The organism is Vibrio sp. Y42_MX_L11 (assembly GCF_024181785.1).
Lineage (GTDB): Bacteria > Pseudomonadota > Gammaproteobacteria > Enterobacterales > Vibrionaceae > Vibrio > Vibrio diabolicus.
In genome coordinates this window covers 1-22743 of record NZ_JAMZAP010000004.1, presented here as the reverse complement: position 1 = coordinate 22743, position 22743 = coordinate 1, and the positions used below count along the sequence as shown (strand labels likewise).

Annotated in this window: 19 protein-coding genes, 1 rRNA gene and 1 other annotated feature; of the genes, 10 read left to right on the top strand and 10 right to left on the bottom strand. The window is 45.1% G+C overall.

What is annotated here, in order from left to right; translation table 11 throughout:
* Window positions 1-58 precede the first annotated feature (58 nt).
* A complete protein-coding gene (locus tag NL643_RS05405) occupies window positions 59-331 on the top strand; it encodes a hypothetical protein (RefSeq protein ID WP_012842127.1) in 273 nt (90 codons plus the stop codon).
* A 51-nt stretch (window positions 332-382) separates the two neighbouring features.
* Here NL643_RS05405 and murQ read toward each other — a convergent pair whose 3' ends face one another.
* On the bottom strand, window positions 383-1312 hold the full coding sequence (murQ, locus tag NL643_RS05400; protein WP_253644056.1) for an N-acetylmuramic acid 6-phosphate etherase: 930 nt from the start codon (window positions 1310-1312) through the stop codon (window positions 383-385).
* Window positions 1313-1332: 20 nt separating this feature from the next.
* Entirely contained in the window at window positions 1333-2445 is a 1113-nt protein-coding gene (locus tag NL643_RS05395; protein ID WP_114323174.1) for an anhydro-N-acetylmuramic acid kinase, read from the bottom strand.
* Window positions 2446-2544: 99 nt separating this feature from the next.
* Between NL643_RS05395 and nagZ the strand changes: the two genes are divergently transcribed.
* The 3 genes from nagZ (at window position 2545) to tyrA (ending at window position 5961) form a co-directional block, all read left to right on the top strand.
* Window positions 2545-3528, top strand: coding sequence for a beta-N-acetylhexosaminidase (gene nagZ / locus NL643_RS05390; protein ID WP_253644055.1), 984 nt, complete (start codon window positions 2545-2547; stop codon window positions 3526-3528).
* A 207-nt stretch (window positions 3529-3735) separates the two neighbouring features.
* On the top strand, window positions 3736-4812 hold the full coding sequence (locus NL643_RS05385; RefSeq protein ID WP_005397501.1) for a 3-deoxy-7-phosphoheptulonate synthase: 1077 nt from the start codon (window positions 3736-3738) through the stop codon (window positions 4810-4812).
* A 21-nt stretch (window positions 4813-4833) separates the two neighbouring features.
* A complete protein-coding gene (gene tyrA, locus NL643_RS05380; RefSeq protein WP_006743113.1) occupies window positions 4834-5961 on the top strand; it encodes a bifunctional chorismate mutase/prephenate dehydrogenase in 1128 nt (375 codons plus the stop codon).
* A gap of 77 nt (window positions 5962-6038) precedes the next feature.
* Here the strand turns inward: tyrA and NL643_RS05375 are convergent, their stop codons facing one another.
* The 3 genes from NL643_RS05375 to ettA all read right to left on the bottom strand — a co-directional run bounded on the left by NL643_RS05375 (window position 6039) and on the right by ettA (window position 9336).
* On the bottom strand, window positions 6039-7040 hold the full coding sequence (locus tag NL643_RS05375) for a peptidoglycan DD-metalloendopeptidase family protein (RefSeq protein WP_253644054.1): 1002 nt from the start codon (window positions 7038-7040) through the stop codon (window positions 6039-6041).
* A 28-nt stretch (window positions 7041-7068) separates the two neighbouring features.
* Window positions 7069-7437: a PilZ domain-containing protein gene (locus NL643_RS05370; RefSeq protein ID WP_053808612.1), complete on the bottom strand. Its 369-nt coding sequence runs from the start codon at window positions 7435-7437 to the stop codon at window positions 7069-7071.
* 231 nt (window positions 7438-7668) lie between these two features.
* A complete protein-coding gene (gene ettA, locus NL643_RS05365) occupies window positions 7669-9336 on the bottom strand; it encodes an energy-dependent translational throttle protein EttA (protein WP_005381894.1) in 1668 nt (555 codons plus the stop codon).
* 373 nt (window positions 9337-9709) lie between these two features.
* On the opposite strand from ettA, the gene sltY reads away from it, so the two are divergent.
* Both sltY and trpR read left to right on the top strand, forming a co-directional pair.
* The gene (gene sltY / locus NL643_RS05360) at window positions 9710-11647 is read left to right on the top strand and encodes a murein transglycosylase (protein ID WP_253644053.1); all 1938 of its coding nucleotides are present in this window, start codon (window positions 9710-9712) and stop codon (window positions 11645-11647) included.
* A 13-nt stretch (window positions 11648-11660) separates the two neighbouring features.
* Window positions 11661-11969: a trp operon repressor gene (trpR, locus tag NL643_RS05355; protein WP_012842123.1), complete on the top strand. Its 309-nt coding sequence runs from the start codon at window positions 11661-11663 to the stop codon at window positions 11967-11969.
* A gap of 110 nt (window positions 11970-12079) precedes the next feature.
* Here trpR and yjjX read toward each other — a convergent pair whose 3' ends face one another.
* The 5 genes from yjjX to bamD all read right to left on the bottom strand — a co-directional run bounded on the left by yjjX (window position 12080) and on the right by bamD (window position 17066).
* Complete coding sequence (gene yjjX, locus NL643_RS05350; protein WP_065645181.1) at window positions 12080-12613, bottom strand: inosine/xanthosine triphosphatase; 534 nt, start codon at window positions 12611-12613, stop codon at window positions 12080-12082.
* Between the two features lie 24 nt (window positions 12614-12637).
* Window positions 12638-13816: a prephenate dehydratase gene (gene pheA, locus NL643_RS05345; RefSeq protein WP_104974466.1), complete on the bottom strand. Its 1179-nt coding sequence runs from the start codon at window positions 13814-13816 to the stop codon at window positions 12638-12640.
* 12 nt (window positions 13817-13828) lie between these two features.
* Window positions 13829-13950: a sequence feature (Phe leader region), on the bottom strand.
* A 108-nt stretch (window positions 13951-14058) separates the two neighbouring features.
* Window positions 14059-14385, bottom strand: a complete 327-nt coding sequence (gene raiA, locus NL643_RS05340) for a ribosome-associated translation inhibitor RaiA (protein WP_005397484.1) — start codon at window positions 14383-14385, stop codon at window positions 14059-14061.
* Window positions 14386-14710: 325 nt separating this feature from the next.
* Window positions 14711-16192 carry a transporter substrate-binding domain-containing protein gene (locus NL643_RS05335; RefSeq protein WP_367651905.1) on the bottom strand — a complete coding sequence of 494 codons (1482 nt, stop codon included), beginning with the start codon at window positions 16190-16192 and terminating at the stop codon, window positions 14711-14713.
* A 145-nt stretch (window positions 16193-16337) separates the two neighbouring features.
* Complete coding sequence (bamD, locus tag NL643_RS05330; RefSeq protein ID WP_005397482.1) at window positions 16338-17066, bottom strand: outer membrane protein assembly factor BamD; 729 nt, start codon at window positions 17064-17066, stop codon at window positions 16338-16340.
* A 136-nt stretch (window positions 17067-17202) separates the two neighbouring features.
* Here bamD and rluD point away from each other — a divergent pair, with 136 nt between their 5' ends.
* The 4 genes from rluD to NL643_RS05310 all read left to right on the top strand — a co-directional run.
* Window positions 17203-18180: a 23S rRNA pseudouridine(1911/1915/1917) synthase RluD gene (gene rluD / locus NL643_RS05325; protein ID WP_065645207.1), complete on the top strand. Its 978-nt coding sequence runs from the start codon at window positions 17203-17205 to the stop codon at window positions 18178-18180.
* Between the two features lies 1 nt (window position 18181).
* Entirely contained in the window at window positions 18182-18910 is a 729-nt protein-coding gene (gene pgeF, locus NL643_RS05320) for a peptidoglycan editing factor PgeF (protein ID WP_253644052.1), read from the top strand.
* Window positions 18911-19054: 144 nt separating this feature from the next.
* Complete coding sequence (gene clpB, locus NL643_RS05315; RefSeq protein WP_005397478.1) at window positions 19055-21628, top strand: ATP-dependent chaperone ClpB; 2574 nt, start codon at window positions 19055-19057, stop codon at window positions 21626-21628.
* A gap of 507 nt (window positions 21629-22135) precedes the next feature.
* Window positions 22136-22743 (top strand): 16S ribosomal RNA (locus NL643_RS05310); the annotation flags it as partial.

The window sequence follows — 22743 nt, the reverse complement described above, 5'->3', positions numbered from 1 at the left end:
CATTATTAAACTATGTTCATATTGCTTGATAGTGAGCACAGAAAAAAGGAATCACATTATGTCAACGCAAATGGCTGGTGGCTGGAGTCCATTTAATGAACTCAAAGCAGAGGATAAAGAAGTATTTGCTAAAGGTATCGAGGGGTTTGTCGGCGTCAAATACTCCCCTTTGGTTGTGGCTACTCAAGTCGTAGCCGGACAAAACTATGCGTTTTTCTGTAATGCAGAAGTTGTCTACCCTGGAGCACAACCATACCCAGCAATGGTTCATATGTTCAGCGACCTTGAAGGTAAAGTCGGTATTACTCACATTGAACGATTGAACTACTAAATTAAGCCATAAAAGGCGCCTGACTTTTAAATAAGTGAGGCGCTTTATTGATTAAGGTTGATTCGCTTGATCGATCACGACTTTTCTTAAATATCCTTGTTTGGCTTTCAATTGCTCAGTCGCGCTTTCTTTATCCAGCCCGGTTAAAATCATCAAAATCGCTAACTTGGCGTCGTAGTCCGTTTCTTTGAGCGCAGTTTTAGCCTCTTGGTTAGTACAATCTGTTGCTTGCATAACAATACGAGCCGCTCTTGCAACTAGCTTTGCATTCGTCGCTTTCACATCTACCATTAAGTTCTGATAACTTTTGCCTAGGCGGATCATGCTTGCGGTAGTGAGCATGTTCAGTACGAGCTTTTGCGCCGTCCCTGATTTTAAGCGAGTGGATCCCGTTAACGCTTCAGGTCCAACAACGGGGCTGATCGCAATATCGGCAATATCTGCAATCGGAGAGTCAGGGTTACAAGATAGTGCTACAGTGGTGGCACCAAGTTCGTTCGCATACTCTAAGCCACCAATCACGTACGGTGTTCGTCCACTTGCCGCAATACCAACGACGACATCGCGTTGTGTTAGCGCATTCTCTTTAAGATCTTGCTCGCCTAGTTCAGGGTCGTCCTCTGCCCCTTCTTTCGCGCGGAACATTGCCTCTTTTCCACCCGCAATAATACCAACGACCATCTCTGGATCCGTGCCAAAAGTCGGCGGGCATTCTGAAGCGTCCAAGACTCCGAGCCGACCACTGGTGCCTGCACCGATGTAAAACAACCGACCTCCGACCTTAAATGCTTCCGTGATCTTATCAACGGCTTGAGCGATCTCTGGTAGCACTTTCTCGACCGCAATTGGGACGAGTTTATCTTGTTGGTTTAAACGCTGCACAATATCGAATGAAGGAAGAAGATCGATATCCATTGTTTCAGGATTTCGACCTTCAGAGACAAGGTGAGAAAGAGCCGCAATAAGCGCGTCATTTGTCATAGTAATTTAAGCCTTCGTGATTAATTTTTTGAGTAGAGTACGCCAAGTGAAGCGAGACGACTTGCCCCTGTGACTTCCGGTAAATTGCTAGGGAGGCTATGAATATAGCGCTGCGCAAGCCAAGCAAATGCCATGGCTTCCATGTAGTCACCATCAACGCCTTTTTCTGCCGTTGTCGCAACGTGCCATTGTGGCAATAACTTAGTCAATCGCTGCATTAAAAGTGGGTTTCTTGCTCCACCGCCACAGACCAATAGTTGAGGCGTGCTGCCATGAGAAAACTTGTCGACTTCGTTGGCAATGGTAATCGCAGAATATTCGCAGAGTGTACGCTGTACGTCTTCGGTTGGTAAATTGTAATGAGCCAGTTGCTGATGCAGCCAGTCAATATTGAACAGTTCTCGCCCGGTACTTTTAGGTGCTGGCATGGCGAGGTAAGCTTCTTTAAGTAATTGAGTCAACAAAGTAGCGTTTACCGTTCCTTTCAGTGCAAATTGTGCATCTTTGTCGAAGCTTTGCCCAGTGTGCAGCGCACACCACGCGTCCATCAACATGTTACCCGGGCCAGTGTCATAGCCAATGACTGGTTGCTCGGGATGCAGTACAGAGATGTTGGCAATGCCTCCAATGTTAAGCACCACAGTTGTGGAGTCCTGCATCGCAAAAATGCTTTTATGGAAAGCAGGGACGAGTGGGGCACCTTGACCACCTAGCGCCATATCTTTACGTCGAAAATCTGCAACCGTATCAATCCCTGTTTTCACTGCGATGATGTTGGCATCACCCAACTGAGTGGTAAAGGGTAACTCTCCAGTAGGTTGGTGGAATACCGTTTGACCGTGATTACCAATCGCACGAATTTGTTCCGCGACGTAGCCAGACTTATTGAGCAGTTGTAAAACGGCGTCAGCGAATAGGTGGCCAAGTTGGTGATCCAATTCACCTATGGCTTTTAAATTTGTGGCTTGACCGGTACAAACAGATAACAGCATTTCTTTCAGTGCTGTGGGCATTGGGTAATCGTCGTGCGCAACCAGACGAACGTGCTCATCACTTATTTCAACCAGAGCGGTATCAACGCCGTCCATACTCGTTCCAGACATCACACCAATGTACAGTTCGTTAAATTTCATAGCCGATCTCGTCAATTCTTCATTCACTTATTGTAAAGCAAATCTGAAGCGAATAACCTCATCGAATACGAGATATTCAGCCGATTTTGAGGAGAAAACATGGGACCGTTATGGGTTGACGTCGCGGGTTATGAACTGACCGCTGAAGACAAAGAAATTCTGGAACATCCTACGGTTGGTGGCTTAATTCTATTTGCTCGCAACTATCATGATAGTGAACAGCTTCAAGCACTTACTCAATCAATCCGCAAGGCTGCCAAGCGCCCGATTTTGATCGGTGTGGATCAAGAAGGGGGGCGAGTACAACGCTTCCGTGAAGGTTTCTCGTTGATCCCTGCAGCCGAAGAATACGCCAAACATCAAAATGGCGAAGAGCTAGCACGTATGGGCGGTTGGCTAATGGCAACGGAGTTGATAGCACACGACATCGATTTAAGCTTTGCACCCGTGCTCGACAAAGGTCATCAATGTAAAGCGATCGGTAACCGAGCATTTGGCGAAGATGCCGATACCATTCTTCGCTTTAGCACCGCTTACATGCAGGGTATGAAGAGCGTAGGAATGGCAACAACAGGCAAACACTTCCCGGGTCATGGTGGTGTGATTGCTGACTCACACTTAGAAACGCCATACGACGAGCGCAGCGACATTTTTGAACAAGACATGGCTATCTTTAAAGCGCAAATTGATGCCGGTATTTTAGATGCCATGATGCCTGCTCACGTGATTTTTCCGAACTACGACTCTCAGCCTGCGAGTGGTTCAGAATACTGGTTGAAACAAGTTTTGCGACAGCAACTCGGTTTTAAAGGCTTGGTTTTCTCCGATGATCTGACGATGGAAGGCGCTGCAATCATGGGTAGCCCTGCCGAGCGTGGGGTTCAAGCCTTGAAAGCCGGTTGCGATATGCTATTGATGTGTAATAAGCGCGAAGCACATATTGAGGTGTTGGATAACTTGCCAGTATCAACTGTGCCACTGGCGGATGCGTTACTGAAAAAACAGTCGTTTTCTCTAAGCGATCTCAAGTTATCTCAAGAGTGGAAAGCGGCGAGTGAAGCGATGAAACGCTTGACCAGCTAAACCTCTTGTAAACGATTCAAAACACCGATTATAAGCCAAAGTTAATTATACTTTGGCTTTTTATTTGCCTGTAAATAATAATTTACACCAAATGTTTTTTATTGTGTACGCTTGTTTTTCTTTTTTAGCCTGTTATCTTGTCGTTAAAGCTTAGTTGTCTCACCAAGGATTTGGTTGGGTGTAAAAATAAATATACAGGTTAGAGTTATGCAGAAAAGTGAGTTGAGCAATATTAATATTAGCGAAGAGCAGGTTCTTATTACCCCAGAGGAGCTAAAAACCAAGCTTCCTTTGAGTGAAAAAGCGCGCCGCTTTATTCAAGAGTCTCGCCAAACTATCGCTAATATTATTCATAAAAAGGATCATCGCCTGCTGGTTGTATGTGGTCCATGTTCTATCCACGACGTGGAAGCGGCGAAGGATTACGCAAAACGTCTTAAAGCGCTCTCTGAACAACTAAGTGACCAACTGTATATTGTTATGCGTGTTTACTTTGAAAAACCACGCACCACGGTCGGCTGGAAAGGGCTGATTAACGATCCGCACCTCGATGGCAGCTTCGATATTGAACATGGTCTGCATGTTGGACGCGAACTGCTAGTGGAATTGGCAGAGATGGAAATCCCGCTCGCGACTGAAGCTCTGGACCCAATTAGCCCACAATACTTGGCGGATACTTTTAGTTGGGCTGCGATCGGCGCACGTACTACGGAGTCACAAACTCACCGTGAAATGGCAAGTGGCCTGTCTATGCCAATCGGTTTTAAAAATGGCACGGATGGTAGTTTGGCAACTGCAATCAATGCGATGCAAGCTGCGTCTTCTAGCCACCGTTTTATGGGGATCAACCGTGAGGGACAAGTAGCGCTATTGACCACTCAGGGTAATGCTAATGGGCATGTGATCTTACGTGGTGGCAAGCAAACTAACTACGACTCAGTATCAGTTACTGAGTGTGAGCAAGAAATGGCTAAGTCTGGTCTTGATGCATCACTAATGGTGGATTGCAGTCACGCCAACTCACGTAAAGATTACCGTCGCCAGCCATTAGTCGCGGAGGATGTGATTCATCAAATCCGTGAAGGCAATAAATCTATTATCGGTCTTATGATTGAAAGCCATATCAATGAAGGAAATCAATCTTCTGACTTAGCTCTTGAAGAGATGAAATACGGTGTATCTATCACTGACGCATGTATCAATTGGGATTCAACTGAGGCACTATTACGTCATGCACATGAAGAGCTCGTGCCTTTCTTAGAAAATCGTCTAAAGGCTAATTAATACAGGATTTAAGGAACATCAATGGCAGTTGAACTTAACGCATTACGCGATCAGATTGATGCAGTCGACAAGCAAATGTTGGAGCTATTGGCTCAGCGTTTAGCGCTCGTAGAGAAAGTTGGGGAAGTAAAAAGCGAACATGGTTTGCCTATTTATGCCCCTGATCGTGAAGCGGCGATGCTGGCTTCTCGCCGAGCAGAAGCTGAGAAAATGGGAATTCCTCCACAGCTTATTGAAGATATTCTGCGTCGTACCATGCGTGAGTCTTATGCCAGTGAAAAAGACTCCGGTTTTAAGTGTTTGAACCCTGAATTACGCTCAGTGGTCATTATTGGTGGTAATGGCCAGTTAGGCGGCCTGTTTGGACGTATGTTCAAGCTATCTGGTTATCAAGTCAAAGTGCTTGGTAGCAAAGACTGGGATCGTGCGGATGACATCCTAAAAGATGCGGGCCTGGTGGTGGTTACTGTGCCAATTCACCTAACAGAAGGTGTGATTGAAAAGCTAGGTAATCTGCCACAAGACTGCATTCTGTGTGACCTGACTTCTATCAAATCTAAGCCACTGCAAGCAATGTTGAATGTGCACCAAGGACCGGTAGTTGGTTTACACCCAATGTTTGGTCCAGATGTGCCGAGCCTTGCCAAGCAGGTGATTGTGTACTGTGATGGGCGTGGAAATGATCAATACCAATGGTTGCTGCAACAGTTTGGTATTTGGGGCGCGAGCTTGTGTCAGATTGATGCGCAAGAGCACGATCATGGCATGACGTTAATCCAAGCGCTGCGTCACTTCACCTCATTTGCTTACGGCATGCATCTAAGCAAAGAGAACCCGAACATTGAGCAACTGTTAAAGTTGAGCTCACCAATCTACCGCTTGGAGTTGGCGATGGTAGGGCGTCTGTTTGGTCAGGATCCAAACCTCTACGGTGACATTATTCTCTCATCGCAAGAAAACATCGACATGATTAAGCGATTCCACCAACGCTTCGGCGAAGCACTTGCGATTTTGGATAGCAAAGATAAAGCCAAATTTGTCGAAAGCTTTGAGCAGGTGAGTGAGTGGTTTGGTGATTATTCACAACAATTTATGAATGAGAGCCAAAACTTACTCAAACAGGCGAATGATAATATTCATCGCGGTTAATCGCGGGTTATCTATCCGTGTGGAGCCCGAAACGAAAAGAGCAGCTTACGCTGCTCTTTTTTGTGTCGAGAGATAAATCAGTTAGTCGCGGTATTGCTGGTATCTTCACTTGATACTGTATTGATACTGGTGTCGCGATAGGGGGAGTTGGTTAAATTGACTTGCAGACGCACGACATTATCAATCAATTGAACTAAAGGGCCCCATTTCACTTTTTTCTCTTTTTCAAATACATAATTGAAGTTTTCAGGTGTCCACTCCATCAAGTATTGAGGGTTGAGTGCTCGCCCGAGAAAGCGCACCTCGTAATGCAGGTGCGGGCCAGTGGAATTACCTGAACTACCACATTGAGCAATCACATCGCCTTTACTGACAAATTGGCCGCTTTTCACTTTAAAGCGTTGTAAGTGAGCAAAGGAGCTCATAAAGCCAAATGAGTGACGAATAGTGACATAGTTGCCATAGCCACGATTACTCGGGCGAACGGTTTCCACCACTCCGTCTGCAGGTGCGAGGATTTCTTCTCCTCGTTTACAGGTAAGATCGATACCAGTATGAACGTGTCGTTTACCTGAAATAGGATTAATGCGACTGCCGTAGGAAGAAGAAATACGTTGGTATGTCACTGGGCTATCATTTGGAATCAAACGAAACATGGTTGCTCGAACTGCGGAATCGATAGCTGCTGCATCAATTCGCTCTTCTAACGCCATGTTGTTTTCATCGATCATCAGCTCTTCGTCAGCGAGACCTAGAACCGATTCGACGTCGAATACCCGTTTTCCTAATAGCTGAATTTGATTGTTCTTATCGGTCAATGACTGAGAAAGCGAGTGGTTGGTATCAAGCTGCTCTTCATAAAGCGCGGTGATTTCGGCCTTTTCACTTTCTAGTTTGGCGATGGTTTGTGTTAGTTCGTCTTTATTGTGTATCTGCTGTTGATTGAGATACCACGCGCCACCAACGACGGCGGGTAATGCCAATACCGAAGCAAATACTGCTAGGACCGAACTGCGGCCCAAATAGAGCTGCTGATCGCCGTCTTTCGTCGGGATCTGCATGATGATTTTTTTAGACATAGTTATTGTTACTTAAATAGGCGTTCATTTATTTTTCTCCTAAATCAGAGAGATGTTCTAACTCTCGGTTCAGAAGGTCGTTATTGCCTACATTCAATTCTATAAATCGTTTTAGTTGGCTAATGCTCTCGATGTCTATCTTGATGATCTTTAACCTAATCTCACACTTAGAAACATCCACAATTTGCGCTTTTAACGTAATCACTTGTTCGGATTGATCAAATGAAAAAGTAACATGGGTTGGAAGGGCTGGATCCAAAGCCTCAGTCTCTTCCACTTTCATGAGTAAACCATGTAAGGAAAGATCTTGAATCCTAGCTTCAATTGCCAAGTCACGTTGTTCTACCTTCGCTGGCGCTTGATGGAGAATGCGTGAAAAGCGTCGTCTCTCTGCCATGTGCATTTTCTCGTCATGTCTTCAAACAGAATTGAATAGTATATCAATGCGAACAAAAAATGTTCGATTGCTGTTTGAAAAGTGTCGAGGTCGCTACAGAGTGACGTAAGTGCAATGTCATGTTCTTAACGAACGAGACGGGCTAATGAGCTCTTTTTTATAACAAAGAAAACAAAGGCCGCTATGATAGCGGCCTTTGTACAAATTACAATCAAACTTTGCGGGTTGCGATTACTTCGCAATACGCTTGTATTTGATGCGGTGTGGTTCTGCGGCTTCAGGGCCCAACGTTTTCTTCAACCAGTCCATGTACTCGGTGTAGTTACCTTCGTAGAAGTTAACTTGGCCTTCGTCACGGTAGTCAATGATGTGGGTCGCGATACGGTCAAGGAACCAACGGTCGTGCGAGATAACCATTGCACAACCAGGGAACTCTAGTAGTGCTTCTTCTAGAGCACGCAGTGTTTCTACGTCAAGGTCGTTGGTCGGTTCGTCGAGTAGTAACACGTTACCGCCCGCTTTAAGCAGTTTCGCAAGGTGGACACGGTTACGCTCACCACCTGATAGCTCACCAATGATTTTTTGTTGGTCGCTGCCTTTAAAGTTAAAGCGTGAACAGTATGCGCGAGCTGGGATTTCGAAGTTGTTGATCTTAATGATATCAGCGCCTTCAGAAATCTCTTGGAATACGGTTTTAGAATCGTCCATGCTGTCACGGAACTGATCGACCGATGCTAGTTTTACTGTATCACCCATTTCAATTGTGCCTGAATCTGGTTGTTCAGTACCACTTAACATCTTGAATAGGGTCGATTTACCTGCGCCGTTCGCACCGATGATACCAACAATCGCACCTTTAGGGATGCTGAATGATAGGTCATCAATGAGAACACGGCCGTCAAATGACTTCGTTAGGTTCTTCACTTCAATAACTTTATCACCTAGGCGCTCACCTGGCGGGATAAACAGTTCATTGGTTTCGTTACGTTTTTGGTGATCAGAGCTTTGCAGTTCTTCAAAGCGTGCCATACGTGCTTTTGATTTCGCTTGACGACCTTTAGGGTTTTTACGTACCCATTCAAGTTCTTTCTCGATGGTTTTTTGACGAGCACTTTCTTGAGATGCTTCTTGTTGTAGACGAGCGTCTTTTTGCTCCAACCATGAGGTGTAGTTACCTTCCCATGGGATACCTTCACCACGGTCAAGCTCTAAGATCCAACCCGCGGCGTTATCTAGGAAGTAACGGTCGTGGGTGATAGCGACTACAGTACCTGTGTAATCCACTAAGAAGCGCTCTAGCCAAGCGACAGATTCTGCATCTAGGTGGTTGGTAGGCTCATCAAGCAGCAGCATGTCTGGCTTAGAAAGTAGCAGGCGACAAATAGCGACACGGCGGCGTTCACCACCTGATAGGTGCGCAATTTTTTGGTCCCATTCAGGTAAACGAAGTGCGTTTGCAGCTCGCTCAAGTGCGTTTTCTAGGTTGTGACCATCTTTCGCTTGGATCAGAGCTTCAAGTTCGCCTTGCTCTTTTGCAAGTGCGTCGAAGTCTGCATCTGGTTCTGCGTAAGCGGCATAGACCGCATCCAAACGTTTCAATGCGTCAGCAACGTCAGCAACCGCTTCTTCAACAACTTCACGAACGGTTTTTGATTCGTCTAATACTGGCTCCTGGGGTAGGTAGCCTACGTTTAGACCAGGTTGTGGACGCGCTTCACCGTCGATATCCGTGTCGATACCTGCCATGATACGTAGCAGTGTGGATTTACCTGCACCGTTCAGACCTAAAACACCGATTTTCGCACCAGGGAAGAAGCTCAGAGAGATGTCTTTAAGAATTTGACGCTTAGGTGGCACAATCTTGCTCACCCGCGACATGGTATATACGTATTCAGCCATTGCCGATCGTTCCTAAATTAACTGTCATTCAAACCCATCATTTTATACCAAGTGCTTTGTTTTTGTTACCGCATTGCAAGAATTTCCCTTTCGAATGGATTTCTTATTTTGAGCTGACCGGAAACTTACACGGTTAGGGTATACACTTTTGTTATTCGTTATAAATGACGAAGTGCTTTCTGCACAAGTTAGGAACTCCTTGTCTCCATCGTCTTAAAAGTTTCACGAGTACAATTTTTAATACACTAAGTTGCTTTACATGGACATCTGCATTCTGTGTAAATAGATGCATGTGTGAAAATTGCCTTAACATCACATGAACGCTAACAAAACGAGGCTTTGGGGCAGTATATGTCTGGGGAAAATGACACAAATGAGATTCAACGTATCTGAATTGGCTAAAAACGTATGCTGCGCAGCCGCGCTGTGTGCGATGAGTTTGAGTGCTAATGCCGCGCTGAGCTTGGAAAAGCAGCGTGAAGTTTATGAGCAAGCTCAAGATTTATTAGATAAAAATGACATCGACGGATACCTTTCGATCCGTCCTAAAATTTCTGACTATCCACTGACGCCTTATGTGGACTACCGAACATTTATTAGACAGTTACCGGAAAAGTCGCCACAGCAGGTGAACGAATTTATTTCGGAGTACGAGTCGTTTCCTTTTTCTCGTCGTGTTCGCGCTCCATACCTCAACCATCTTTATAAGCAAAAAGATTGGAAAACCATTACTGAATTTCAAAAAGTCATTCCAAGTGGCGAGCGTTACCAATGTATTTTCTACGTGGCTCAGTTAGAGCAAGGTAAGAAAGTCGCCGCGTTTAAAGGGGCTGAGCATATGTGGTTGCGTGGCAGAAATATTGCCGATGAGTGCGATCCATTATTCGCAGCATGGGACAAGGCAGGTGAACGTACTGATGAATTGATCCTCCAGCGTATGCTACTGGCGTTTGATGCTCGTAATGGCAGTTTGATGAGTTACTTACTTAAACTGCCTAAATCCTCGCAGGCAAGGCAACAAGCGAAAGAAATGAAGGCGTTGTTTGATAATCCTTCAAGCGTTGCGGAGTTCGCGAAGAAAAAACCGGCTAATGATTTTAATCGAGCGCAAAGCGAATATGCGCTGGAAAAGCTAGCTCGCATGAATACCAGTCAAGCGCAGAGTGCGTATGATGCCGTCATTAAAGGGCAGAAGTTTTCTCCAGAAAAGGCGCAAGCCCTGGCTGACTATATCGCATTTCGATTGACCCGTACTGAGTCTGAGTCACTAGCTAAGTGGCGCGATGATAAAACGAAAACCAGCCAGTACTTACCGCTCATTGAAACTCGCATTCGCTTAGCGATTCAGAACGCGGATTGGAAGGGCGTACAAGAGTGGATTGCCGTTCTCGATAAAGAAGAGCAAGCGTCGCTTCGCTGGCAATACTGGCTTGGACGAAGTGAAATTGCGTTAGGTGATGACATCGCAGGGAAACAGCGTTTAGCGACTTTGGTCGGGCAGCGAAACTTCTATAGTGTGGCAGCCGCCAATGCGATTGGACAATCAATCAAATACCCTACGCATACGGTTAAGTTTGATAAGCGAGTGGTTCAACCCTATCAAGACTCGTTAGTTCGTATTGAAGAGTTGATCGCGACGGATAAAATTGCAGCAGCGAAAAGTGAATGGGCACATTTATTGCGCCGCGTAGGGAAAGATGAAAAGGCGATGCTGGCGGCTTATGCGTCTTCTAAGCGTTGGCATAACCTAACGGTGACCGCGAGTATTCAAGCGCAGATGTGGGATAATATCGAACTGAGGTTCCCGATTGCGCATCGCTGGTGGTTTAACTTTTATGCAAAAAAACACAACATAGATCCCGTGACGATGATGTCCCTAGCTCGACAGGAAAGTGCGTTGGATGTCGAAGCCCGTTCTCCAGTTGGTGCTCGTGGTCTTATGCAGATCATGCCCGCTACAGCAAAGTATACAGCACGTAAATATAAGTTGAGTTATCAAGGTACGCAGGATCTCTACAATGTGGGCAAAAATATCGAAATTGGTAGCCATTATTTGCAAGGTTTATTAGAGGATTACGATAATAATCGTATTTTTGCTCTTGCTGCTTATAATGCAGGTCCTAACAGAGTAAAAACGTGGCGAGAGCGTACCCAAGGAAAAGTGGATGCTTATGCCTTTATTGAGGCAATTCCATTTAGAGAGACACGCGGTTATGTACAAAACATCCTGATGTTTGAAACATATTACCGTGATCTTTTGGGTATCGATGGCGCGTTCTTGAATCAACATGAGATCAATACCAAGTATTGAGTGAGGTAACTTGATGTCGCACGAACCCGAGTACAAAGACTGGCAACAGATTATTGAGCTAATTCGAACTAGCATGGACAGTGAGCAAGATGACATGCTGTTAACCATGCTGATGTCACGTGATGAGAGAGAATCATTAATATCACGCGTTAATATTATTAACGAGCTTCTTAAAGGCGAGTTATCTCAACGTCAGATCAGCCAGATGCTTGGCGTGGGTATTGCCACTATTACTCGTGGCTCTAACGAGTTAAAGTCTAAATCTGATGAAGAGAAAGACAAACTCAAGGTTTTGTTAGAGCAAGTTGCGGTATCTAAGTAGCCAGTGATTCCAATTCGCCTTTAGGTATTGGTATCACAAGTGGTTAAGATAACGTGTTAAAAAGGGCGGAAATATCCGCCCTTTTTAGTACCTAGCAAATAGGGTGAGCGTTATAAATTTGAAGGGAAGTGCTCAGGGTTTATGAATGGAATCAGAGCCAGAATCAAGGCTTGATGGTAAACCGAACTTCGAGTCAGCTGGTTTTGGGTGAGCAGGCTGATGGCACCACCTTTCTGTTTGATGTTCTCGGTACCAAACACCTCATCCATGACATCTCCCAGCTCATTCGCATGCTCGAGTTTTTCCAATACTTTAGGCGGCAGCATTAAGCTCGCAGAGCGAGATTCACCACGGTGAGTATTCGACTCAATCACCATCCACGCAAACGTCACGTTTGTTTCAATTCCCGCTTCAAGTCCGACATAGTAATCCGCGTTTGGCATCTCTACTTTTGCGTTTTTAACGCGGTTTAGTGCACCGCGATGAGTTTCTTCATCATTCATAGGTTGATCTGCGACCTCACTCGGTACACTGACGCCAACGAAGTTGAACTCTTGGTGCGGAAATGCACTGTTAAATGCACTTTGAACGGCATTAATTTTAGCTGGGTTTAGCGATGCGATTACGACTTTTTGGGTTGCCATGATCTTTTTACTCACTGGTGTCTATTAACTCAATTTTACTTGGGTAGGCTTTACGTTCTCACTAGGGTAACACCCTAATACTTTCAAGTGTTTAGTGATTTTAGTTAGCTCTTCTAGTGCCTGTTGCATTTCTGTCGAAGCAAGATGAGATTCCAAGTCTACGTAGAACATCTCTTCCCATGGGTTCCCCATAATTGGACGTGATTCTAGCTTGGTCATATTGATGCCGTAACGTTGCAGCACTAATAGTGTTTCAACCAATGAGCCAGCCTCTTGGGAGGTCGACATGATCAAGGTAGTTTTTGCTGGAATCTGAGTTGAAACCTCAACTGGTTTGCGAGCAACCACGATAAAACGAGTATGGTTCTCAGTTTGGTTTGCAATGTTGCCTTGAATTGCTTGCAAGCCGTATAGCTTACCGCTTGATGCATTACCAATTGCAGCAACATCATCACGATCCATCTCTTGAACTTTCTGCATTGCATCTGCCGTGCTGGCGCAAGACTCCAGTTTTACACCTTTCATACGGCTTAAAAACTCACTGCACTGTTGGTGTGGCTGAGGATGTGAATACAGCGTTTTAATGTTTTCCAGACGAATGTCTTTTTTCGCAACCAAGCAGTGCTCGATTGGTTGAGTTAGCTCTCCAACGATGTAAAGCGTCGTGTGTTGTAGTAGGTCGTACACTTCATTAATAGAGCCTGAACTGGTGTTTTCGATTGGCAGAACGCCATAATCAGCATGGCCCGATTCTACTATTTGAGTCACTTCTTTGAAGTGTTCGCAGTTGAGCTCGATAAGTTCTGTATTTTTACGGCTGAAGTATTCGCGGCTTGCCAAGTGCGAGTAAGAGCCTTTGGCTCCTAAGAAAGCGACGCGAGCAAGTGGCTTACGACTTTGTTGCGGGTTAACGAGGTTTTGCAGGTAACTTTGCTGAAGAAGCACAGAGTCTTCAATGATGGTATGGAAAAGTTTAGTGATGTACTGCGCGTCGAGTTCGTATTTATCTCGGCCATTAGAAATCAGCTTAACTAATAGTTGTTGTTCTCGAACGGCATCACGAACGGGTTTTGAGGTTTGTACTTTGCTTTTGGCTACTTCAATGCTGAGTTTACGGCGCTCAGACAATAAGCTGAGAAGTTGGTCATCTAGCTCATTCAAGCGCAAACGAATTTCTTCGAGGGAAATAGGTTGGTCAGTCATCAATTCTTTCCTTATAAAAAAGCCTCCCGATTTGGGAGGCTTTCTGTTTGTTTTTGACTTTTCTTTCACAAACGAGTTCGCCCCTCCGACTATGGGAGGAAAAAGAAGTCAAAAATAAACAGTGAGGTTAAATGCATAAATAGTGCTTAATTTATGAGTGTTTAAACACAATAAGCAAGGCAGGGGAGAGCGTCAAGCAAAAAAATAGCGCCTTTCGGCGCTATTTCCTCAATCTGGTCAGTTTACTCTTCTTCTTCCACTAGCTCAGGCTTATTTGCACGTCGAGCTTCAGGTTTGTGGGTCAGCTTGTTCAATTGTCGTTCTAGTTTTTGCTCCACTTCGTTGATAGCTGCGTAAAGATCTTCGTGAGTTGCTGAGGCAATGAGCTGGCCTTTAGGAACTTTAATAACCGCTTCGAATTTCTTCTGTTTGTTTGGTTCCTCACTGAAAGTTGCTTGGCAACCAATTAGGTCTACTTGCCATTTCTCCAGTTTTTTAAACTTGCTCTCAATATGAGCTCGGATTGCAGAGGTGATTTCGATGTTTTTGCCAGTGATATTCATTGTCATAAGTGTTTTTCCTCTGTTGCATCCCTCATGGGTTGAGTTCAGATTACCGCTTTAAGCATAAAAAAATGTGATTCAGATCATTATTTTGTTCGGGGTTTTTATGATGAAAAATGAATGTGATCTCACTCAAGATCTGCTGAGATTTATCGTGAAATTGCTTGTTATCGGTTAGTAAATCCGTAGATTGGATAGAGTACTCAGCTGAAAACGTCTTCGTTTTTAGGGAAGTTTTACGGCCTAATATTAGAGGTGGTTAAAATTTAACTATACGTAAAGTGTGATGACAGTCACTGAGTCTCTCAGACGAATTTATTTACAAAGCCGCTTATTGTACAAGCGGCTTTTTTGTGTCTGGCGTTTGACTGACTTTTCGTAGCGGTATCATGAAGAAGGGATCCTTTGGAGCCAGTGATACCCGCTCTAGACTTTTGACTTGGTCCAAACTTTCTAGCTGTTTGTATATAACGTAATAGCGATTAATGCTGGTAACGTATCCAACCGTTGAGCTTAAACTTTTCCGCATAACGACTTCCACGTTATTGAACCAAACATTAGGATCGTAGCCTTTCTGGGCTGCACGTTTACGAATTCGTTCTACATTCCCGGGGCCAGCATTGTAAGCCGCTAAGGTAAAGTAGAGTTTATTTTCCGCCGTAATAGCAGGATCACTGAAGTACTGTTTACGCAAAAATGCTAAATACTTCACGCCAGCATGAATATTGTTTTCTAGCTGCCGAACGTTTTTGATATTGATATTAGGGTCTCGAGCCGTGCTGGGTAGAACTTGCATTATGCCGACTGCACCTCGACTTCCAACGAGGTCGTTATTAAAGCCGGACTCTTTATAAGCGACGGCTGCGATCAGTAGATAGTCGATATCGTACTTCTCACCATAGCGTGAAAACAACGTAGCAAGCTTTTCTAGTTGAGCAATTTTGTTGGGGTTAAGGGCTTTGTTTAGCCAACCTGTGTTATCGATGTATTTTCCGTAAATGACGTTACCGAGCAGTGTCCCAGAACGAGATTTCTGAATAAACTTGTTCACGACGGCTTTCAAACTTGGGCTGTTTTCCCGCATTGCCCAAGCGATTTTACCATTTTCACGAATAGGGATTTCTGGGTGAGCTCGAATATCATCCATCACTTTCAGCCAAAGTTTGGCTTTATGACTATCGAGAACAATGGCTTTGACGTAGCCGTTATTGAGCATCCCAACCAGTTCGTAGTCTTGCAGTGTTTCTTCAATAAAATGTACGACAACGGGTGGCAAGCCTTTTTTATTTAGCTTCTTATTTAGTGCTTGAATACTCTCAAAGTAGCTAGAACTGGCACGTACCCAAACCTCTTTGCCGCTCAGTTGCTCAATGTTAGTCATGGCTGGTGTGCTTTTGTTCGTGACTATCCACTCGTCAATACCAGTAAGAATGGGTGAACTAAAATCGACTTTCTGTTTACGTGTGTTGGTAATGGTCAGATTGGCGACGACTAGATCACCGGAGCCATTTTCTAAGGCTGGCAGAAGTTGGTCACGGGCTAGAGGAATAATTTGTACGTTAAGTTTCGGTTTGAGCTTACGAAGGTCTTTTTCGAAATGCGCCAGGAGTTCTGCACCTATTCCTTTTGGTGTACCGCCCTCAATGTAATAGAAGCCTAGATCAGCAGAAACGAGGACACGTAAAACATTCTTCTCTTTAATAACATCGAGATCCCCAGTGTAAGGAGGTTGCTTGAGTGGTGATATTTGCAGTGCGCAAACGGAAGCAGACAATAAGAGCAGCATAACTGCGCATAGCTTAGGTATCGTCACGTTCACATCCTTTTATAAAGGGGAGGGGAACTTTAAGCATATGTAGAGCCCCGTAGATCATCAAGCAAGGGCAGAGCACGCTATTGCGGGTAATAAAAAAACCGCCACGGTAAAAACGGTGGCGGTTTAGTTTGAAGCGGCTCAGTTACTTCACAGGGTTGAGCTCGATAAGCTTTTCAGTTCTTGCTACGGCGTCTTCCAAACCGAGTTGCTTGTAGGCCTCTAGCTGGATAGTCAGTGACTTACGTGCCGCTTCTGTGTCTGGGAATGCTTTTTGTAGCTCTTGAGTGCGATTAATTGCAGCTACCCAGGCTTCACGACGGAGGTAGAAGTCAGCCGTCGCTAAGTCATAGTTCGCTAGGCGGTTTTTCAGCGCAACCATGCGTTTTTGTGAATCTTCTGCGTATGGACTGTTCGGGTAGCGTTGAAGCAGTTTTTTGAAGTCATCAAACGCTTTTTTTACTGGCTCAGGATCGCGATCACTTCGATCTACGCTGAACAGATCATGCATAAAGTTACGATCTTGCGCCATATGGCTTAGACCGCGCATGTACAGTACCCAGTCCATTTTTTCATGGGTTGGGTTTAAACGCATAAAGCGAGAAATGGTTGCCAAGCCCAAAGCAAGGTCGTCGTTTTTGTAGTACGCATAGATTAGGTCAAGCTGCACCTGTTCTGAGTAGGCACCGAATGGGTAACGTGAGTCTAATGCTTCCAGTTTCTCAATTGCAGAAAGCCAATTACCACTTTGAAGAGAAATCTGTGCGTCTGCATACAGTTCCGAAGGCGGCACATCAGGAACGATTTCTTCTTTGCTTGCACATCCAAACAGAAGGGATACCGCTAAAAGGCCTGTTAAAGTCTGACGTTTCATATCAGGAGTCTGTTCCTTGAATCTAAATATTTCTTAAGCTGCCGTTACTTTCTTTCCAGTAACAGATACAATGACGTAATAGTCTATTTTTTCACAGTCGTGAGCATTAGTCTCACAGTTTTTAAAAAAGTTCGATATGGCTCAGCAGATTGTATTAACAAATACCGTAAAAGATAGCCAGTTAGGTCAACGTTTAGACCAAGCTATCGCCGAATTATTCGCGGACTTCTCTCGCTCGCGCCTGAAAGAGTGGCTGCTTGATGGGAAAGTTCAAGTTAATGGTGAAGTTGTCACCAAACCTCGCACCAAAGTAATGGGTGGCGAGGAAATTACATTGCAAGCCGAGTTAGAAGATGAAGAACGCTGGGAAGCGCAAGATATCCCGCTAGATATCGTCTATGAAGATGACGATATTATCGTTATCAACAAACCTCGTGACTTTGTGGTTCACCCAGGTGCCGGTACGCCAGATGGTACAGTGCTTAATGCGTTGTTGCATCATTACCCTGATATCGCAGAAGTGCCTCGTGCGGGCATTGTGCACCGTCTGGATAAAGACACAACGGGGCTGATGGTGGTGGCGAAAACTGTACCAGCACAAACTCGCCTGGTTCGCGCACTGCAAAAACGTAATATTACTCGTGAGTACGAAGCAATCGCTATTGGTCGTATGACAGCGGGTGGTAAAGTGGACCAACCTATTGGTCGTCATTCTACCAAGCGCACGCTTATGGCGGTAGCACCAATGGGTAAACCAGCGGTAACGCACTACCGTGTCGCTGAGCGTTTCCGCGAACACACACGTATCCGTCTGCGTCTTGAAACGGGTCGTACGCACCAGATCCGTGTGCACATGTCTTACCTTCAGCATCCGCTGCTCGGTGATATTGCATATGGTGGACGTGCTCGCATCCCGACAGGTGCTTCTGAAGAGCTAACGGCAATGATCCGTGGCTTCGATCGCCAAGCATTGCACGCCGTAATGCTACGCTTTGAACATCCAATTACGGGAGAAGTACTTGAGTTCCATGCCCCTGTGCCTGATGACATGGTGGCGATGACTGAAGCGCTTCGTCAAGATACGGAAGAGCACGGTTTACCGGAAGAGTTCTAAGATGAAGACAATCATTCCGAATTGGCGTGCGCCTAAAAATGTCAAAGCTTTTGCCTCAACACGCATAGGCGGTTTTTCGACAGGCCCTTATCAAGGGCTAAATTTAGGTACTCACGTTGGGGATGATTTGTCTTTAGTAGAGAAGAACCGAGCTTGGTTGGCGCAGCAGGCGAACATGCCCCATGCGCCAATCTGGTTAAACCAAACGCATTCAACCGTTGTGGCTCAAGCAAATGAACCAACAACACAAGTGCTTGATGCGGACGGTGTATTTACTTCTTCAAGCCATGTTGTTTGTTCAGCGATGACCGCCGATTGTCTACCTGTATTATTGACTAATACACAAGGCACGCAGGTCGCTGCCGTTCATGCAGGGTGGCGCGGCTTAGCAAATGGTATTGTCGAAAATGCATTAGCGTTGTTTTCAGGTGAAGTGATAGCGTGGCTTGGGCCTGCCATTGGATCTCAAGCCTTTGAAGTGGGTGAAGATGTTCTGCAAGCTTTTGTTGATGTCGACTCTCTGGCACATCAAGCTTTTATGCCACGAGAGGCTAAAGGTAAATGGTTGGCTGATATGTCAAAGCTGGCAACGCAACGTCTAAATCGAGCTGGAGTGACACAAGTGTTTGACTCTGGACTTTGTACTTACCAAGATAAAGCCTCTTTTTATTCGTATCGCCGTGATGGTAAAACTGGTCGACAAGCCACCTTTATTTGGATTGAAGATTAGTTATAAGCACTAAAGTGCCAAGATGCATAGTGCTATTTTTGCAAAGCTATCTTTATTCATTCACTCCCTTGAAATTCCTCCTCTGAGTATCCATCTTTCTAACTGTCAAAAGAATTTCCTTTAGTTGAGGTTAGGAAGGTAGATATGCGTCTTGATCGATTCACAAGTAAGTTTCAAATCGCTATCTCTGATGCTCAATCACTAGCGTTAGGGCGCGATCATCAATATATCGAGCCAGTTCACCTAATGGTGGCTTTGCTTGACCAAAATGGCAGTCCAATTCGTCCATTGCTTACTATGCTGGATGTGGACGTAACGCATTTACGCTCTAAATTGAGTGAAATGCTAGATAGATTACCAAAAGTCAGTGGCATCGGTGGAGATGTACAGCTCTCTAGTTCGATGGGCACGTTGTTTAACCTGTGTGACAAAGTGGCGCAAAAGCGTCAAGACTCCTATATCTCGTCTGAAATCTTCCTGCTTGCTGCTTTAGAAGATCGCGGACCATTGGGGCAATTACTCAAAGAGATCGGTTTAACAGAGCAAAAAGTTAGCCAAGCAATCGAAAAGATCAGGGGTGGTCAAAAGGTTAATGATCCGAATGCAGAAGAGCTTCGCCAAGCATTGGAAAAGTTCACCATTGACCTTACCGAGCGAGCAGAACAGGGCAAACTGGATCCGGTTATCGGCCGTGATGATGAAATTCGCCGTACCATCCAAGTATTGCAGCGCCGTACTAAAAACAACCCTGTGATCATCGGTGAACCTGGCGTAGGTAAGACCGCAATTGTTGAAGGCTTAGCTCAGCGCATTGTCAATAATGAAGTGCCAGAAGGTTTGCGTGGTCGCCGTGTGCTGTCATTAGATATGGGCGCACTGGTTGCTGGTGCTAAGTACCGTGGTGAATTTGAAGAGCGCTTGAAGTCGGTATTGAATGAACTCGCTAAAGAAGAAGGTAATGTCATTCTGTTTATCGACGAGCTCCATACTATGGTTGGTGCGGGTAAAGGTGAAGGCTCAATGGATGCGGGGAACATGCTCAAACCTGCATTAGCCCGTGGTGAACTGCACTGTGTTGGCGCAACAACACTGGATGAATATCGTCAGTACATCGAAAAAGATGCGGCGTTAGAACGTCGTTTCCAAAAAGTGCTGGTGGATGAGCCGACCGTTGAGGATACCGTGGCGATTTTACGTGGCTTGAAGGAGCGTTATGAGCTTCATCATCACGTTGAAATTACTGACCCAGCGATTGTTGCAGCGGCGAGTTTGTCACATCGTTATGTTTCTGACCGTCAACTGCCAGATAAAGCGATCGACTTAATCGACGAAGCGGCTTCAAGCATTCGTTTACAAATTGACTCTAAGCCAGAGTCATTAGATAAGCTTGAACGTAAAATCATCCAACTTAAGATTGAGCAACAGGCGCTTAGTAACGAGCACGACGAAGCGAGTGAAAAGCGTTTGAAAGCGCTTAATGAAGAACTCAATGAAAAAGAACGTGAGTACGCTGAACTAGAAGAGGTTTGGAATACAGAAAAAGCCGCACTTTCTGGCACTCAACATATTAAGTCTGAGCTTGAACAAGCTCGTATGGATATGGAGTTTGCTCGCCGAGCTGGTGATTTAAACCGCATGTCGGAACTTCAATATGGTCGTATTCCTGAACTTGAGAAGCAGTTAGATCTTGCAACCCAAGCGGAAATGCAGGAAATGACACTATTGCGTAATAAAGTAACCGACAACGAGATTGCAGAAGTACTTTCTAAGCAAACTGGCATCCCAGTATCCAAGATGCTAGAAGCGGAAAAAGAGAAACTACTTCGTATGGAAGACGTACTGCATAATCGTGTGGTAGGGCAAAGCGAAGCGGTCTCTGTTGTATCGAATGCCATTCGTCGTAGTCGAGCTGGGCTTTCTGATCCAAACCGACCAATTGGCTCCTTCTTATTCTTAGGTCCAACAGGTGTAGGTAAAACAGAGCTTTGTAAGACACTTGCGAGCTTTATGTTCGACAGCGAAGATGCGATGGTCCGTATCGACATGTCTGAGTTCATGGAGAAACACTCAGTGGCAAGATTGGTGGGTGCGCCTCCAGGCTATGTCGGATATGAAGAGGGGGGTTACTTAACGGAAGCGGTTCGTCGCAAGCCGTATTCGGTAATTTTGTTAGATGAAGTAGAGAAAGCGCATCCGGATGTATTTAACATTCTGCTGCAAGTTCTCGATGACGGGCGTTTAACGGATGGTCAAGGTCGTACTGTTGACTTCCGTAATACGGTTGTGATCATGACATCGAACTTGGGTTCATCTCGTATCCAAGAGAATTTCGCAACATTAGATTATCAAGGTATCAAGAGTGAAGTAATGGATGTGGTTAGCAAACACTTCCGTCCTGAGTTCTTGAACCGTGTTGACGAAATAGTGGTGTTCCATCCACTTGGTCAAGAACACATCAAGTCCATCGCTTCTATTCAATTAGAACGTTTGGCGAAACGACTAGAAGAAAAAGGATATCAACTAGAGGTTTCTGACAAAGCACTCGATTTGATCGCTCAAGTTGGTTTCGACCCTGTATATGGTGCGCGTCCTTTAAAACGAGCAATTCAACAGAATGTCGAGAACCCATTAGCCAAATCGATTCTTTCTGGTGAAATTGTTCCAGACAAGAAAGTGCAGCTAATCGTTACTAATGACCAAATTCGTGCCCATCAGTAATTGCACAGATACAATAAGAAATGAGATAAAAATCACATTCAAGGGGCCATTTGGCCCCTTTTCTATAATTTTTTAGAACCTTTTGCCTGTTTTCTATACGAATGAACTAAAAAGGTGAGTTTTTTTTAAAAATGCACTTGTGTTCCTTAATGAACGCCCTATAATGCGCCTCCGTTGTCAAGGGAAAGCAAGTTAAGCGAAGCCTAGACAACAAGGTCAGTGAGTTAAGAATTAACTCGCAGATAAATAACTTAAAAAAGTGTTTGACACGATAAGTTATCTAGCTAAAATGGCCGTCCACTTTGAAGAGAAGTTCAAAGTGTGCTCTTTAAAAATATAGACCTATCAATCTGTGTGGGCACTCGTTGATGATAATCCAATTAGAAACTTCGGTTTCAAATTAGGTTTCAATGAAACGAAGTGACCATTGAATCTTCGGATTCAGCACAGTCAATTCAAACATTACTTTATGTAATGTTCAGTATTCATTGAGCCGAACAAAATCTTAAATTGAAGAGTTTGATCATGGCTCAGATTGAACGCTGGCGGCAGGCCTAACACATGCAAGTCGAGCGGAAACGAGTTATCTGAACCTTCGGGGAACGATAACGGCGTCGAGCGGCGGACGGGTGAGTAATGCCTAGGAAATTGCCCTGATGTGGGGGATAACCATTGGAAACGATGGCTAATACCGCATGATGCCTACGGGCCAAAGAGGGGGACCTTCGGGCCTCTCGCGTCAGGATATGCCTAGGTGGGATTAGCTAGTTGGTGAGGTAAGGGCTCACCAAGGCGACGATCCCTAGCTGGTCTGAGAGGATGATCAGCCACACTGGAACTGAGACACGGTCCAGACTCCTACGGGAGGCAGCAGTGGGGAATATTGCACAATGGGCGCAAGCCTGATGCAGCCATGCCGCGTGTATGAAGAAGGCCTTCGGGTTGTAAAGTACTTTCAGTCGTGAGGAAGGCGGCGTCGTTAATAGCGGCGTTGTTTGACGTTAGCGACAGAAGAAGCACCGGCTAACTCCGTGCCAGCAGCCGCGGTAATACGGAGGGTGCGAGCGTTAATCGGAATTACTGGGCGTAAAGCGCATGCAGGTGGTTTGTTAAGT

Excerpts from the sequence above, each read along its gene's own strand:
- NL643_RS05405 (WP_012842127.1), top strand. The coding sequence starts at position 59 with ATGTCAACGCAAATGGCTGGTGGCTGGAGTCCATTTAATGAACTCAAA.
- murQ (WP_253644056.1), bottom strand. The coding sequence starts at position 1,312 with ATGACAAATGACGCGCTTATTGCGGCTCTTTCTCACCTTGTCTCTGAA.
- NL643_RS05395 (WP_114323174.1), bottom strand. The coding sequence starts at position 2,445 with ATGAAATTTAACGAACTGTACATTGGTGTGATGTCTGGAACGAGTATG.
- nagZ (WP_253644055.1), top strand. The coding sequence starts at position 2,545 with ATGGGACCGTTATGGGTTGACGTCGCGGGTTATGAACTGACCGCTGAA.
- NL643_RS05385 (WP_005397501.1), top strand. The coding sequence starts at position 3,736 with ATGCAGAAAAGTGAGTTGAGCAATATTAATATTAGCGAAGAGCAGGTT.
- tyrA (WP_006743113.1), top strand. The coding sequence starts at position 4,834 with ATGGCAGTTGAACTTAACGCATTACGCGATCAGATTGATGCAGTCGAC.
- NL643_RS05375 (WP_253644054.1), bottom strand. The coding sequence starts at position 7,040 with ATGTCTAAAAAAATCATCATGCAGATCCCGACGAAAGACGGCGATCAG.
- NL643_RS05370 (WP_053808612.1), bottom strand. The coding sequence starts at position 7,437 with ATGGCAGAGAGACGACGCTTTTCACGCATTCTCCATCAAGCGCCAGCG.
- ettA (WP_005381894.1), bottom strand. The coding sequence starts at position 9,336 with ATGGCTGAATACGTATATACCATGTCGCGGGTGAGCAAGATTGTGCCA.
- sltY (WP_253644053.1), top strand. The coding sequence starts at position 9,710 with ATGAGATTCAACGTATCTGAATTGGCTAAAAACGTATGCTGCGCAGCC.
- trpR (WP_012842123.1), top strand. The coding sequence starts at position 11,661 with ATGTCGCACGAACCCGAGTACAAAGACTGGCAACAGATTATTGAGCTA.
- yjjX (WP_065645181.1), bottom strand. The coding sequence starts at position 12,613 with ATGGCAACCCAAAAAGTCGTAATCGCATCGCTAAACCCAGCTAAAATT.
- pheA (WP_104974466.1), bottom strand. The coding sequence starts at position 13,816 with ATGACTGACCAACCTATTTCCCTCGAAGAAATTCGTTTGCGCTTGAAT.
- raiA (WP_005397484.1), bottom strand. The coding sequence starts at position 14,385 with ATGACAATGAATATCACTGGCAAAAACATCGAAATCACCTCTGCAATC.
- bamD (WP_005397482.1), bottom strand. The coding sequence starts at position 17,066 with ATGAAACGTCAGACTTTAACAGGCCTTTTAGCGGTATCCCTTCTGTTT.
- rluD (WP_065645207.1), top strand. The coding sequence starts at position 17,203 with ATGGCTCAGCAGATTGTATTAACAAATACCGTAAAAGATAGCCAGTTA.
- pgeF (WP_253644052.1), top strand. The coding sequence starts at position 18,182 with ATGAAGACAATCATTCCGAATTGGCGTGCGCCTAAAAATGTCAAAGCT.
- clpB (WP_005397478.1), top strand. The coding sequence starts at position 19,055 with ATGCGTCTTGATCGATTCACAAGTAAGTTTCAAATCGCTATCTCTGAT.